At 72.1% G+C, this 13,746-nt stretch carries 8 protein-coding genes; 7 read left to right on the top strand and 1 reads right to left on the bottom strand.

What is annotated here, in order from left to right:
• Nucleotides 1-338: 338 nt before the first annotated feature.
• From ACZ6B8_RS05060 to ACZ6B8_RS05045, 4 genes are all read left to right on the top strand, one after another.
• A complete protein-coding gene (locus ACZ6B8_RS05060; protein ID WP_003948568.1) occupies nt 339-950 on the top strand; it encodes a response regulator transcription factor in 612 nt (203 codons plus the stop codon).
• Between the two features lie 245 nt (nt 951-1,195).
• Nucleotides 1,196-1,771: a sigma-70 family RNA polymerase sigma factor gene (locus ACZ6B8_RS05055; RefSeq protein WP_055563244.1), complete on the top strand. Its 576-nt coding sequence runs from the start codon at nt 1,196-1,198 to the stop codon at nt 1,769-1,771.
• A 138-nt stretch (nt 1,772-1,909) separates the two neighbouring features.
• Nucleotides 1,910-3,418 carry an IMP dehydrogenase gene (gene guaB / locus ACZ6B8_RS05050; RefSeq protein WP_471084640.1) on the top strand — a complete coding sequence of 503 codons (1,509 nt, stop codon included), beginning with the start codon at nt 1,910-1,912 and terminating at the stop codon, nt 3,416-3,418.
• A 125-nt stretch (nt 3,419-3,543) separates the two neighbouring features.
• Nucleotides 3,544-4,668, top strand: a complete 1,125-nt coding sequence (locus ACZ6B8_RS05045) for a GuaB3 family IMP dehydrogenase-related protein (protein ID WP_471084643.1) — start codon at nt 3,544-3,546, stop codon at nt 4,666-4,668.
• 86 nt (nt 4,669-4,754) lie between these two features.
• On the opposite strand, the gene ACZ6B8_RS05040 is transcribed toward ACZ6B8_RS05045, so the two are convergent.
• The gene (locus ACZ6B8_RS05040; protein WP_471084646.1) at nt 4,755-6,008 is read right to left on the bottom strand and encodes a nucleotide sugar dehydrogenase; all 1,254 of its coding nucleotides are present in this window, start codon (nt 6,006-6,008) and stop codon (nt 4,755-4,757) included.
• 227 nt (nt 6,009-6,235) lie between these two features.
• Between ACZ6B8_RS05040 and ACZ6B8_RS05035 the strand changes: the two genes are divergently transcribed.
• The 3 genes from ACZ6B8_RS05035 to ACZ6B8_RS05025 all read left to right on the top strand — a co-directional run bounded on the left by ACZ6B8_RS05035 (nt 6,236) and on the right by ACZ6B8_RS05025 (nt 13,686).
• Nucleotides 6,236-7,945: a glycerol-3-phosphate dehydrogenase/oxidase gene (locus tag ACZ6B8_RS05035; RefSeq protein ID WP_471606318.1), complete on the top strand. Its 1,710-nt coding sequence runs from the start codon at nt 6,236-6,238 to the stop codon at nt 7,943-7,945.
• 447 nt (nt 7,946-8,392) lie between these two features.
• Nucleotides 8,393-10,435, top strand: coding sequence for a protein kinase domain-containing protein (locus tag ACZ6B8_RS05030; protein ID WP_471606317.1), 2,043 nt, complete (start codon nt 8,393-8,395; stop codon nt 10,433-10,435).
• Between the two features lie 143 nt (nt 10,436-10,578).
• Nucleotides 10,579-13,686, top strand: coding sequence for a protein kinase (locus ACZ6B8_RS05025; protein WP_471606316.1), 3,108 nt, complete (start codon nt 10,579-10,581; stop codon nt 13,684-13,686).
• The last annotated feature ends 60 nt before the right edge of the window (nt 13,687-13,746 follow it).

The raw sequence follows: 13,746 nt of genomic DNA, 5'->3' as shown, positions 1-13,746 counted from the left end.
CATCTACTGTCTAAGGAGATGAAAATATGACTCATTGCGAATCTAGCCACAGACACTAGGAAAAGGGAAGAAAAGCCGCTAAATGGGGCATAGCTTGTGATGAAAGGTTGAGGGTCTCCCGCGCGCTCTGCTCTGTGTCCGGGCCCTCACGTAGAGTGCCGAAGGTGGCTGACTGCCCCGTAACTCTTTCGGGTGACCGTCGTTGAGAGTGCGAGGCGGTTGAAAGAACAAGCGCTCGGGCAGGTGTCCGAGAGCGTCAACCGCACAGGTGACGAATATGTACCAGCCTGGAGGCTCAAGGTGACGCGCAGCAGCTGTGAGAGCCGCGGAGGACAGTCATGACATCGGTCCTCGTCTGCGACGACTCCCCGCTTGCCCGAGAGGCGCTCCGCCGCGCGGTCGCGACCGTGCCCGGTGTCGAGCGCGTGACGACAGCGGCCAACGGCGAGGAAGTCCTCCGCCGCTGGGGCGCCGACCGCTCCGACCTGATTCTGATGGACGTACGCATGCCCGGCCTGGGCGGCGTCGAGACCGTCCGGCGGCTGCTGTCCGCCGACCCCGGTGCGCGCATCATCATGCTCACCGTCGCCGAGGACCTGGACGGTGTCGCGCTCGCGGTCGCCGCCGGCGCCCGCGGCTATCTGCACAAGGACGCCTCGCGCGCCGAGCTGCGCGCGACCGTCACGCAGGCGCTCGCCGACCCGACGTGGCGGCTCGCCCCGCGCAGGCTGCGCTCGGCCGAGATGGGCGCCGCGCCCACCCTCACCGCGCGTGAGATCCAGGTGCTCGAGGGTATGAGCCACGGCCGTTCGAACGCGGAGATCGGGCGCGAGCTCTTCCTCTCCGAGGACACCGTGAAGACGCACGCCAGGCGGCTGTTCAAGAAGCTCGGCGCCTCGGACCGCGCCCACGCGGTGGCGCTCGGTTTCCGCTGGGGTCTGGTCCGCTGAATGTGCCGCCGCGGGGGGCCCGCGATCCCCGCCCGCCGTGTGGTGGGCGGGGCGACCGACGCCCGCCGCTGCTTGTTTCGCCGCCGATGCCGCATCCTTGAGATGTGGAGTTCCTCGGGGACGAGTCGATCGAGCGGGAGGGGAGGGCGCAGGAGATGAGTTCCGGCGCACCTGCTCATAACGCTTCAGTGCACAACTACGGACGCGGTGCCGCGGACCAGTCGCCTCCAAGGCACCATGGACCGATGCGCGATGACAAGACGACGGTGATCGGTGCCCTCGTCCTTCGCGCCGTCGAAGGCGACGAGCAGGCCACGCACGACCTTCTCGCACATGTGCACCCCCTGGCCCTGCGCTACTGCCGCACCCGGCTGTCCCGACTGCCGGGTGACGCACGGCACTTCGTGGAGGACCTGGCGCAGGAGGTCTGCGTCGCCGTACTCCTCGCGCTGCCGCGCTACAAGGACACCGGGCGCCCCTTCGAGGCCTTCGTCTTCGCGATCGCGGCGCACAAGGTGGCCGACCTCCAGCGAGCGGCGATGCGCCATCCCGGCTCCACCGCCGTGCCGTCCGACGAGATGCCCGAGCGACCCGACGACTCGCTCGGCCCGGAGGAGCGCGCGCTGCTCAGCAGTGACGCGGAGTGGGCCAAGAAGCTCCTCGCCAACCTCCCGGACAACCAGCGCGAGCTGCTGCTCCTGCGCATCGCGGTCGGGCTCACGGCCGAGGAGACGGGACAGATGTTGGGCATGTCACCCGGCGCGGTGCGGGTCGCCCAGCACCGGGCGCTGAGCCGCCTGCGGGCGCTCGCCGAGCAGTAGCGCTCCGGGAGCGAGCGCGCGGGGCGCGTACGTGTGAACGTACAAAGCTTTCCGATGATCTTGCTCGTGGAATGAGACACCTCCGCCTGCCGTTAGCATGGACATCCGCACCGATCAAGGCCATTTGGGGAAGGTGTCATGACTGCAAACGTCGACGGAGTGCCCGAGAAGTTCGCGACACTCGGGCTGACCTACGACGACGTGCTGCTGCTGCCGGGCGCGTCGGACATGGCGCCCGACCAGATCGACACATCCTCGCTCGTCTCCAAGAACGTCCGGGTGAACGTCCCGCTGCTCTCCGCCGCGATGGACAAGGTCACCGAGGCCCGTATGGCGATCGCCATGGCGCGGCAGGGCGGCGTCGGTGTGCTGCACCGCAACCTCTCCATCGCCGACCAGGCCAACCAGGTCGACCTGGTGAAGCGCTCCGAGTCCGGCATGGTCACCGACCCGATCACGGTGCACCCGGACGCGACGCTCGCCGAGGCCGACGCGATCTGCGCCAAGTTCCGCATCAGCGGCGTCCCGGTGACCGACGCGGCCGGCAAGCTGCTCGGCATCGTCACCAACCGCGACATGGCCTTCGAGTCGGACCGCACGCGCCAGGTGCGCGAGGTCATGACGCCGATGCCGCTGGTCACCGGCAAGGTCGGCATCTCCGGCGTGGACGCCATGGAGCTGCTGCGCCGCCACAAGATCGAGAAGCTTCCGCTGGTCGACGACGCGGGCGTGCTCAAGGGCCTCATCACGGTCAAGGACTTCGTGAAGGCCGAGAAGTACCCGAACGCCGCGAAGGACGGGGAGGGCCGCCTCCTGGTCGGTGCCGCCGTGGGGGTCGCGGGCGACGCGTTCGAGCGCGCCCAGGCCCTCGTCGCCGCGGGCGTCGACTTCATCGTCGTCGACACCGCGCACGGCCACTCCCGGCTGGTCGGCGACATGGTCGCCAAGATCAAGTCCGACGCCCCGCGGGTGGACGTCATCGGCGGCAACATCGCCACCCGTGACGGCGCCAAGGCCCTCATCGACGCCGGTGTCGACGGCATCAAGGTCGGCGTGGGTCCCGGCTCCATCTGCACCACGCGTGTCGTCGCCGGCATCGGCGTGCCGCAGGTGACGGCCATCTACGAGGCCTCGCTCGCCGCCAAGGAGGCCGGTGTCCCGGTCATCGGCGACGGCGGCCTGCAGTACTCCGGAGACATCGCCAAGGCGCTCGTCGCCGGTGCGGACACGGTCATGCTGGGCTCGCTGCTCGCCGGCTGCGAGGAGTCCCCGGGTGAGCTGATGTTCATCAACGGCAAGCAGTTCAAGTCCTACCGGGGCATGGGCTCGCTCGGCGCGATGCAGACCCGCGGCGAGCGGAAGTCCTTCTCCAAGGACCGCTACTTCCAGGAGGGCGTCGCCTCCGACGAGAAGCTGGTGCCCGAGGGCATCGAGGGCCAGGTGCCCTACCGCGGCCCGCTCTCCGCGGTCGTCCACCAGCTCGTCGGCGGCCTGCGCCAGTCGATGTTCTACGTCGGCGGGCGCACCGTCCCCGACCTGCAGGCCAACGGCCGTTTCGTCCGGATCACGTCCGCGGGCCTCAAGGAGAGCCACCCGCACGACATCCAGATGACGGTCGAGGCGCCGAACTACAGCCGTACCAAGTAGTCCGTACCGAGCAGTCTCCGGCTCACGCGTGAGCGTGGAGGGGCGGCCCCGGATCACCGGGACCGCCCCTTCCGTGTGCGTCGGGGATACTGGACGGGCAGACCAAGAGGGAAAGGCCCCACAACGTGACTGAGATCGAGATCGGGCGCGGCAAGCGCGGCCGCCGCGCGTACGCCTTCGACGACATCGCCGTCGTACCGAGCCGGCGCACCCGCGACCCGAAGGAGGTCTCGATCGCGTGGCAGATCGACGCCTACCGCTTCGAGCTGCCCTTCCTGGCGGCCCCCATGGACTCGGTGGTCTCCCCGCAGACCGCCATCCGCATCGGTGAGCTGGGCGGCCTCGGCGTCCTGAACCTGGAGGGCCTCTGGACGCGGTACGAGGACCCGCAGCCGCTGCTCGACGAGATCGCCGAGCTGGACGCGGAGACCGCGACCCGGCGCCTCCAGGAGATCTACGCGGCCCCCATCAAGGCCGACCTGATCGGGCAGCGCATCAAGGAGGTGCGTGACGCGGGCGTCGTCACCGCCGCCGCGCTCTCGCCGCAGCGCACCGCCGAGTTCTCCAAGGCCGTCGTGGACGCCGGCGTCGACATCTTCGTGATCCGCGGCACCACGGTCTCCGCCGAGCACGTCTCCGGTGCCGCCGAGCCGCTGAACCTGAAGCAGTTCATCTACGAGCTGGACGTTCCGGTCATCGTCGGCGGCTGCGCCACGTACACCGCGGCCCTGCACCTGATGCGCACCGGCGCCGCGGGCGTCCTGGTCGGCTTCGGCGGCGGCGCCGCGCACACCACGCGCAACGTCCTGGGCATCCAGGTGCCGATGGCCACCGCCGTCGCCGACGTCGCGGCCGCCCGCCGTGACTACATGGACGAGTCCGGCGGCCGGTACGTGCACGTCATCGCCGACGGCGGCGTGGGCTGGTCCGGCGACCTGCCCAAGGCCATCGCGTGCGGCGCGGACTCCGTGATGGTGGGCTCCCCGCTGGCCCGCGCCACGGACGCGCCCGGCAAGGGCCACCACTGGGGCATGGAGGCCGTCCACGAGGACGTGCCGCGCGGCAAGAAGGTCGACCTCGGCACGGTCGGCACGACCGAGGAGATCCTCGCCGGTCCCTCGCACATCCCGGACGGCTCGATGAACTTCTTCGGGGCGCTGCGCCGCGCGATGGCGACGACGGGCTACAGCGAGCTCAAGGAGTTCCAGCGCGTCGAGGTGACGGTCGCGGACTCGCAGCACAAGCGGTGACGCGCGCGCTGCACGTATGACCTCGGAGAAGGGCCCGGACGCCGATGCGTCCGGGCCCTTCTCCGTCTCCAGGCACGCGCGCGTGCCTAGAGGCGGTGGGCGGCGCCTGCCGGAGTCGCGCCCCTGGTGTCCAGGAGCAGCTGGGCCTTGACCGCGAGACCTTGCAGGTCGTACGTGCGGTGGTGCTGGAGCAGGATCGTCAGGTCGGCGTCGGCCGCCGCTTCGTAGAGCGAGTCCGCGCGCGGGACGGGGCGGCCGAGGATGCTCCAGTTGGGCACGTAGGGGTCGTGGTAGCTGACGGCCGCGCCGAGCTCCATGAGACGGGTCGCCACTTCCTGTGCGGGGGCGCCCTGTTGGTCGGCGAGGTCGGGCTTGTAGGTCACGCCGAGGAGCAGGACGCGGGCGCCGCGGGCGGACTTGCCGTGCTCGTTGAGGAGGGTCGCCGAGCGCTGGATGACGTACTGCGGCATGCGGTCGTTGACCTGCTGGGCCAGCTCGACCATGCGCAGGGGGCGGGCGCCGCGGGCCGGTCCCGGGATGTCCAGGGGGACGCCGTGGCCGCCGACGCCGGGCCCCGGCCGGAAGGCCTGGAACCCGAACGGCTTGGTCTCGGCGCAGCGGATGACGTCCCACAGGTCGATGCCCATGTCGTGGCAGAGCACCGCCATCTCGTTGACCAGGGCCATGTTGACGTGCCGGTAGTTGGTCTCCAGGAGGTGCACGGTCTCGGCCTCGCGGGGGCCGCGGGCGCGGACGACCTTGTCGGTGAGGCGGCCGTAGAAGGCGGCGGCCGACTCGGTGCAGGCCGGGGTGAGGCCGCCGATGACCTTGGGGGTGCCCGCGTAGCCGTGGGCGCGGTTGCCCGGGTCGAGGCGCCCGGGGGAGTACGCGAGGTGGAAGTCGCGTCCCGCGCGCAGGCCGGAGCCCGATTCGAGGATGGGGCGCAGGAATTCCTCCGTGGTGCCCGGGTACGCGGGGGACTCCAGGATCACGGTGGTGTGCGGGCGCAGGCGCGCGGCCAGGGCCCGGGCGGCCTCGGCCACCTGGCCGAGGTCGAGTGAGCGGTCCGCGGCCGGTGGAGTGGGGGCGCAGATGACGGCGGTGCGGACCCGGCCGAGCTCGGCCGGGTTGACGGTCGGCCGGAAGCCCCCCGAGAGCATCCGGCGGACGTCGGCGGCGGTGAGGGTGGACTCGGCGCCGTCGCAGGGCAGCCGGCCGACGGCCAGGTCGGCGGCGCGGGCGGGGTCGTAGCCGATGGTGGCGATGCCGCGTGCGACGGCGGCCTGGGCGAGGGGCAGGCCGAGGTGGCCGAGACCGATGACGGCGAGATCTGCGGGCATGGCGGTGGGCCGTCCTCCCAATAGCCGGAGTGAGACGAGTGCGCAAGTCCTGTGGACAAGGCGGACCAGCGCAATGTCAGACTAGGAGTAAATATGACCGATTTGCGGTATTGCGCGGCGTGGGGTTCCGGAGTGTTGTCCACAGGTGGGGGCCGCGCTCAGCGGACCGCGGGGAAATCTGGGCATGATGTGAGTCCGACCACACCCGATCCATGCGGGAGGCAGCGGTGAGGACAGCGACACTGGGGCCGGCGGAGCGCGCCGGGTCACTTGCGGGAATGGCCGAGCGGGAGCTGGACGTCCTGGTGGTGGGCGCGGGCGTGGTCGGCGCGGGCACCGCCCTGGACGCGGTGACCCGTGGCCTGTCCACCGGCCTGGTCGAGGCGCGGGACTGGGCCTCGGGCACGTCGAGCCGGTCCAGCAAGCTGATCCACGGCGGGCTGCGCTATCTGGAGATGCTCGACTTCGCGCTCGTCCGGGAGGCGCTGAAGGAGCGCGGCCTGCTCCTGGAGCGGCTCGCCCCGCATCTCGTGAAGCCGGTGCCGTTCCTCTACCCCTTGCAGCACAAGGGCTGGGAGAGGTTGTACGCGGGCTCAGGCGTCGCGCTCTACGACGCGATGTCGATGTCCCGCGGACACGGCCGCGGCCTGCCCATGCACCGCCATCTGACGCGCCGCCACGCCCTGCGGGTGGCCCCGTGCCTGAAGAAGGACGCCCTGGTCGGCGCCATGCAGTACTACGACGCCCAGATGGACGACGCCCGCTATGTCGCCACCTTGGTGCGCACCGCTTCGGCGTACGGGGCGAAGGTCGCCAACCGCGCGAAGGTCACCGGCTTCCTGCGCGAGGGCGAGCGCGTCGTCGGCGCCCGGGTGCAGGACGTGGAGGGCGGCGGGGAGTACGAGATCCGCGCCAAGCAGATCGTCAACGCCACCGGCGTGTGGACGGACGACACCCAGGCGATGGTCGGCGAGCGCGGCCAGTTCCACGTCAGGGCGTCCAAGGGCATCCATCTGGTCGTACCGAAGGACCGGATCAACGCGTCCACCGGCCTGATCCTGCGGACCGAGAAGAGCGTCCTCTTCGTCATCCCCTGGGGGCGGCACTGGATCGTCGGCACGACCGACACGGACTGGGACCTGGACAAGGCCCACCCGGCCGCCTCCAGCGCCGACATCGACTACCTCCTGGAGCACGTGAACTCGGTCCTCGCCGTCCCGCTCTCCCGCGACGACGTCCAGGGGGTGTACGCGGGCCTGCGCCCGCTGCTCGCCGGTGAGTCGGACGCCACCAGCAAGCTGTCGCGGGAGCACACGGTCGCCCACCCGGCGCCCGGCCTGGTGGTCGTCGCCGGCGGCAAGTACACGACGTACCGCGTGATGGCCAAGGACGCCGTCGACGAGGCGGTGCACGGCCTCGACCAGCGGGTCGCCGAGTGCGTCACGGAGGACATCCCGCTCGTCGGCGCCGAGGGGTACAGGGCGCTGTGGAACGCCCGCGCGCGGATCGCCGCCCGGACGGGCCTTCATGTGGTGCGCGTCGAGCACCTGTTGAACCGGTTCGGATCGCTCGCCGAGGAGGTGCTCGAACTCATCACCGCGGACCCGAAGCTGGGCGAGCCGCTGCCGGGCGCCGACGACTACCTCAAGGCAGAGATCGTCTACGCCGCGTCGCACGAGGGCGCCCGCCACCTCGACGACGTGCTGACCCGGCGCACCCGCATCTCCATCGAGACGTTCGACCGGGGCACCCGCAGCGCCCGGGAGTGCGCCGAGCTGATGGCGCCCGTCCTCGGCTGGGACAAGGACCAGATCGAGCGCGAGGTGCAGCACTACGAGAAGCGGGTGGAGGCCGAGCGGGAGTCGCAGCGCCAGCCGGACGACCTGACGGCGGACGCGGCGCGCCTCGGGGCGCCGGACATCGTGCCGCTCAACTGACCCGACGGCTCCGGGCACCCGGCTCCGGTTCCTGTCCTCCTTCGGCCGACTTGTCCGTGGCGGCACGGTAAATGACGATCCGTCGGCCCCGCCGGGGGGTGTCCGATGGGGCGTACCGGGACGATCGGTGTTCCTGGGGTGCGGCGCCGCTCAGGGGTACCGGAGCCGGGGCTTGCCTCGGCCGGTGAGCAGCGGAAGAGTGGCGTCCGTGGCCGGTGCCACGGGTTGTGGCCGGCCCATCGCCAGGCTGACGGCGGTCGCCCCGAGGGCGATCTCCGCCAGGGGACGCGGTGTTGGCGCGGTGGCCCCTCCCGTCGCGCGGTCCAACATGAGGGACGGGAAGAGGGACCCTGGACCCTGGGCATCGGCCGGTCCCCGAGTAAGGGACAATGAAGGCTCTGTCAGGGCGGGTTGCTCGGGTAGCAGCGGTAGCAGCAGAGGGGACGCATGTCGGACGCGGAGCAGACGGGTGAGGCCCGTCGGGACAAGAGCGAACGTCTCCTCGCCGGCCGGTACCGGCTGGGAGAGGTGCTCGGCCGCGGTGGCATGGGCACGGTCTGGCGCGCCAAGGACGAGACGCTTGGCCGTACGGTCGCGGTGAAGGAGCTGCGGTTCCCCTCGAGCATCGACGAGGAGGAGAAGCGGCGGCTCATCACGCGGACGCTGCGCGAGGCCAAGGCGATCGCGCGGATCCGCAACACCAGCGCCGTGACCGTCTACGACGTGGTCGACGAGGACGACCGCCCGTGGATCGTGATGGAGCTGGTCGAGGGCAAGTCGCTCGCGGAGGTGATCCGCGAGGACGGCGTGCTCACGCCGCGGCGCGCGGCAGAGGTGGGCCTCGCCGTGCTCGACGTGCTGCGCTCCGCGCACCGCGAGGGGATCCTGCACCGCGACGTGAAGCCGTCGAACGTGCTGATCGCCGAGGACGGCCGGGTCGTGCTCACGGACTTCGGCATCGCGCAGGTCGAGGGCGACCCGTCGATCACCTCCACCGGCATGCTCGTCGGCGCGCCCTCGTACATCTCCCCGGAGCGCGCCCGCGGCCACAAGCCCGGGCCCGCCGCCGACCTGTGGTCGCTGGGCGGTCTGCTGTACGCGTCCGTCGAGGGCGTGCCCCCGTACGACAAGGGGTCGGCCATCGCGACCCTGACCGCGGTGATGACCGAGGACGTCGAACAGCCCGAGAACGCCGGGCCGTTGGAGAAGGTCATCTACGGCCTGCTCGCCAAGGACCCCGAGCAGCGGCTCGACGACGCCGGGGCGCGGGCGCTCCTCATGGACGTCATCCACTCCCCGGAGATCAAGGCGGAGCCGGAGCCGGTGGAGGCGACCAAGGTCGTCCCGCTGCCGCCGGTCCCGCCCGCCCCCTCGAAGGCACCGAAGACTCCGAAGACGCCGAAGGCCCAGAAGCCGCCGCGGCCCGCGAAGACGACCAGGCTGACGAAGCCCGCCAAGGCCACGGGCGTGGCCGGCGGGGCTGCCGGGGCCGCCGGTGCGGCGCAGGGCTCCGGAGGCGCGGGCGGCGCCGCCGCCGGGTCGTCCGCCGGGGCCGCCGCCGGACGTACGGCGGAGGCGGCAGCCGACCGCTTCAAGGGCGCGGTGCAGTCCGTGCGCAAGGCGGCCGCCGCGCGCGGTGCCGGGGCGTCCGCGTCGGCGCCCGCCGGTTCACCGTCCGGCGCGGGCGGCGGCCGGCCGCGGCCGCCGGTCAAGGCGTCGCTCACCGACGTGGTGCCGCGCCGGACGCTGGTCATCCTCTCCGTGGTGGTCGTCCTCGCGGTGCTCGGCACGGTGCTCGCCCTCGCGCTCGGGGGCGACGGATCCGGCGCCGAGGACAACAAGGGCGGCGACAAGGCCGCGTCCAGCGGGGCGAGTGCCGGTGACTCCGGCAAGGACAGCGGCAAGGACGCAGACAAGGGCAGCGGAACCGGGGACGACCAGTCCAAGGATCCGTCCGGGGAGGCGAGTTCCGGCTCGGGCGAGGGCAAGGGCGAGGACGACAAGGGCCAGGACGACAAGGGCCAGGGCAAGGACGAGGGCGGCAAGAAGCCCGAGGACGGCGCGGAGTCGACGTACAAGCACGGCCAGGGCTTCAAGATCGGGCTGCCGAAGGGCTGGAAGTACGGGTCGACGAGCCGGGCGGGTGCGCGGTTCTCCGGCCCCGACGGGCAGAAGCTGCTGGTCGGCTGGACGACCTCGCCCAAGGACGACCCGGTGCGCGACTGGAAGAACCAGGAGCGCTACATGGTCCGGTCGCAGTATCACAAGATCCGCATAGAGAAGGTCGGCTTCCGCGGCTGGAACACGGCCGACTGGGAGTTCACCTATGTCGACGGCGGGACCAAGTACCGCTCCATCGACCGGGGCTTCGTCGTCAACGGCGGCTTGGGCTACGGGATGATGTACACGGCCAAGGCCGACGACTGGGACGGCGAGCAGCGGCGCGCCACATGGCGGACGCTCACCAAGACGTTCGAGCCGAAGTCCTGAGCCCGAAGTCCTGAGCCCGAGATCTCGTATCCCCTCATTGTGGTTCACCTCCGGCACGTATCGTGAGTTGTCGCGGACCGTAAGCAGCCGCAACGGACCGCAAAACGTACGGATTTGACCACCCGGCGGACGGGGGAGGCGACGTGGACGACTACGCGGGACGGGTGCTCGCCGACCGCTACCGCCTGCCGCTGCCCCCCTCGGACGAGTACGAGCTGGCCGAGTCCCGCGCCTTCGACACGTACAGCGGGCAGGAAGTCCTGGTCCGGCAGGTGCCGTTGCCGGAGATCGTCGACGCCGAGGTGGTCGGCGAGAGCGAGCCGCAGGGCGCCGGGCCGTATGACGCCGAGCTCGACATGGCCGACCTGCCCGCGGGCTTCGTGCCGCGGGCCAGGAACGGCGGCGCCGGGATCCGGCGCGCCGCCTCCCGCACGACGCGCAGGCCCACGGACCCGGCGGTGCGGCGCGCGATCGAGGCGGCCCAGACCGCCGCGCAGATACCGGACCACCCGCGCCTGGACCAGGTCTTCGACGTGTTCGCGGAGGGCGGCTCGCTGTGGATAGTCAGCGAGTTGGTGGCGGCCCGGCCGCTGGCGGCGCTCCTCGCGGACCGGCCGCTGAGCCCGTACCGCGCGGCGGAGGTCGCGGCGGACGTCCTCGCGGCGCTGCGGGTCCTGCACGGCCACGGCTGGGTGCACCGGAACATCACCGCGCGGACGGTACTGATCTGCGACGACGGCCGTGTGATGCTGACGGGCCTCGCGGCCGGGGCGGCCGAGGAGGCGCTCTGCGGGTACGACCCCCGGCCGGCGGAGGCCGGGGAGGCGGCCGGCTCGGCGGGTTCGGTCGGGAATGTGGCGGGGTACGGGCAATCCGCCGGGGCGGACGAGACGGGTGAGCCCGGTGAGGCGCGCGGGACGCGGGAGGCGGGCGGAGCCGGCGGGGCGGCCCGTGCGGTGGCCGCGGCCCCGGGGGACGCCCGCTACGACGCGGGGAGCATGGCGCTGGAACCCGCGCCGGAGTCCGCGGGGCGGGACGCGAAGGGTGGGCGAGCGGGTGGCGCCATCGCGGCGTACCACGCGGGAGCGCGGGCCGCGGCGCGGGTGAGTGAGGCCTCGCGGGTGAGTGAAGCCTCGCGGGGGTACGGGGCCGGTGGCCGTGAGGGCGGTGATCGCGGATTCGGCGGCGGGGAGCCGGGCGGTCCTGGGTTCGGCGGCCGGGAGATGGATGGCCGTGAGTCCGGCGGTCGGGAGTCCGGTGGTCGTGAGTCCGGCGGTCGGGGGTCTGGCATCGGCGGACCCGGAGGCCGCGATTCCGGCACGCGGGGATGGTCCGGTGACGGTGGATCCGGTGACGGTGGATCCGGTGAGGATACGGCCGCCACGACCGGGACGGCCGGGCGGATTCCGGACCCCTACGGCGTGGCGGTCACCAAGCCGTGGCACGGTGCGGTGCCGCGGAGCGGCGTCCCGGCCGCACGGCGTGCGGCCGGACCGCAGGGCGCCGACGCGGGCGCGGGCGAGCGCGCACACAGTGGGGGGCACACGGGCAGCCGCCGCCCCCACCTTGAGGGCGGCCCGGAAACCGCCCCTGAGAGCAGCCCTGAGAGCCGCCACACGCCCCCTGACGCCCGTGGCGGATGGGACGACGGACCCGGCGACGGCACCGCGTCCCGCGGCCCCACCACCGCCCTCGCCGCCGAGCGCGCCCGGCTCGCGCGCATGGTCGTCGTCGGCGCCGTCACCGAGCGGTGGTCGCCCGAGCAGGCCGGCCCCGTGCACGAGAACTGGCGGCTCGCCGCGCCGATCGGCCCCGCCACCGACCTGTGGGCCCTCGGCGCGCTGCTCTTCCGCGCCGTGCAGGGACACGCGCCGTACCCCGAGGACAGCACGGCCGAGCTCGTCCAGCTCGTGTGCGCCGAGCCGCCCGCCTTCGCCGAGGAGTGCGGGGCGCTGCGGCCCGTCGTCGAGTCGTTGCTGCGTCAGGACCCCACGGAGCGGATCGACTTCGAGGAACTGAGCGGCTGGCTGCGCTCGTTGGTGCGGTCCGCGCCGGAGCCGGAGGCCGGGGCGCACGTCGTGCCGGTGCCCGCGTACGACGCCGGGCGGCTGCCCATCGTCCGCAGGCGTGGCGAGGTCGTGCGCAGACGGCGCGGCGGCGCGGCGGCCGGTGCCGCGGGCGGCGGTCCGGGCTTCGGGCGCGGGCGCCACAAGCGCGGCAAAGGCAAAGGCATAGGCATAGGCATAGGTGGAAGTGGAGGCGGAGGCGGCAAGGGGAAGGGCACGGCGCGGGCCGTCGGACACGGCCGCGAGGCCAGGGAGATGCCGCCCGCGGCGTCGGCACGGCCCCCGCACGAGCCACGGCCGTTACGCGAGCCCCGCCTCTCCCACGAGTCGGAACTGCCTCGCGAGCCCCGCCACCCTCGCGAGTCCCGTCAGTCCCGCGAGCCTCGTGAGTCCCGTACGCCCAAGGCCGCCCGCGGCCCGGCCCGCCCTCGTTCGCTCGGGCGGCTGCTGCTGATCGCCATCCTGATCGGGCTCGTCGCGGCCATCGTGTACGCGATGGTGTTCATGCCCAAGAACGATGACGGCGCGTCGGGTGATCGCGCGGGCGCCGCCGGTGAGGTCAGCTCGGCACCGAGCGGAGAGCCCGGCCGCTCCAACTCCCCGAGCGGCAGTGACGACAGCGACAAGGACAGCAACAAGGGCAAGGACAGCAACAAGGACAGCAACAAGGACAAGGACAAGCCCGGCAAGAGCCCCAGCTCCCAGGAACCGCAGACCGCAGGGCCCGAGGTGCCGCGCGGTTTCACCGTCCGCAAGGATCCCGCCGGCTTCCGTGTCGCCGTCGCGAGCGGCTGGGACCGGCAGCCCAAGAACGGGCGGGGCCAGGTCCGGTACACGCACGGGGACTTCGAGCTGCTGCTCGTCCCGGGGCGCGACACCACGGGCGGCTACGGCAGCGACCCGATGAAGTACCAGCGCGAGCACGAGCGCGAACTCCAGCCGTTCCGCGACTCCTCCTGGGCGACCTCCAGCGGCATGCGCCGCATCGACGTGGGCGGACGGGCCATGGCGGAGGGCCAGTTCACCTGGCAGGACGACGCGGGCCGCGAGGTCTTCGTACGCAATCTCGCGATGGTCGTCGCGGGCAGGTACCACGTGGTCCAGGTCCGCGGGCCCGAGGCGGAGAGGGATGAGGTCACACGCCTGTACGAACAGGCTTCGGCCACGTATCAGGCCACCGATTGAGCCGATTCCGGCACTCGGGACATGCACGGCATGCGTCACAGTGCGGTCTCCGAAGCCCCC

This window comes from Streptomyces sp. NPDC041122 (genome assembly GCF_055592445.1).
This window is presented reverse-complemented; position numbering and strand designations above follow the sequence as displayed.

What these genes read in the sequence shown, in the direction of transcription:
- ACZ6B8_RS05055 (WP_055563244.1), top strand. Translation starts at nt 1,196, where the DNA reads ATGCGCGATGACAAGACGACGGTGATCGGTGCCCTCGTCCTTCGCGCC.
- ACZ6B8_RS05060 (WP_003948568.1), top strand. Translation starts at nt 339, where the DNA reads ATGACATCGGTCCTCGTCTGCGACGACTCCCCGCTTGCCCGAGAGGCG.
- guaB (WP_471084640.1), top strand. Translation starts at nt 1,910, where the DNA reads ATGACTGCAAACGTCGACGGAGTGCCCGAGAAGTTCGCGACACTCGGG.
- ACZ6B8_RS05040 (WP_471084646.1), bottom strand. Translation starts at nt 6,008, where the DNA reads ATGCCCGCAGATCTCGCCGTCATCGGTCTCGGCCACCTCGGCCTGCCC.
- ACZ6B8_RS05030 (WP_471606317.1), top strand. Translation starts at nt 8,393, where the DNA reads ATGTCGGACGCGGAGCAGACGGGTGAGGCCCGTCGGGACAAGAGCGAA.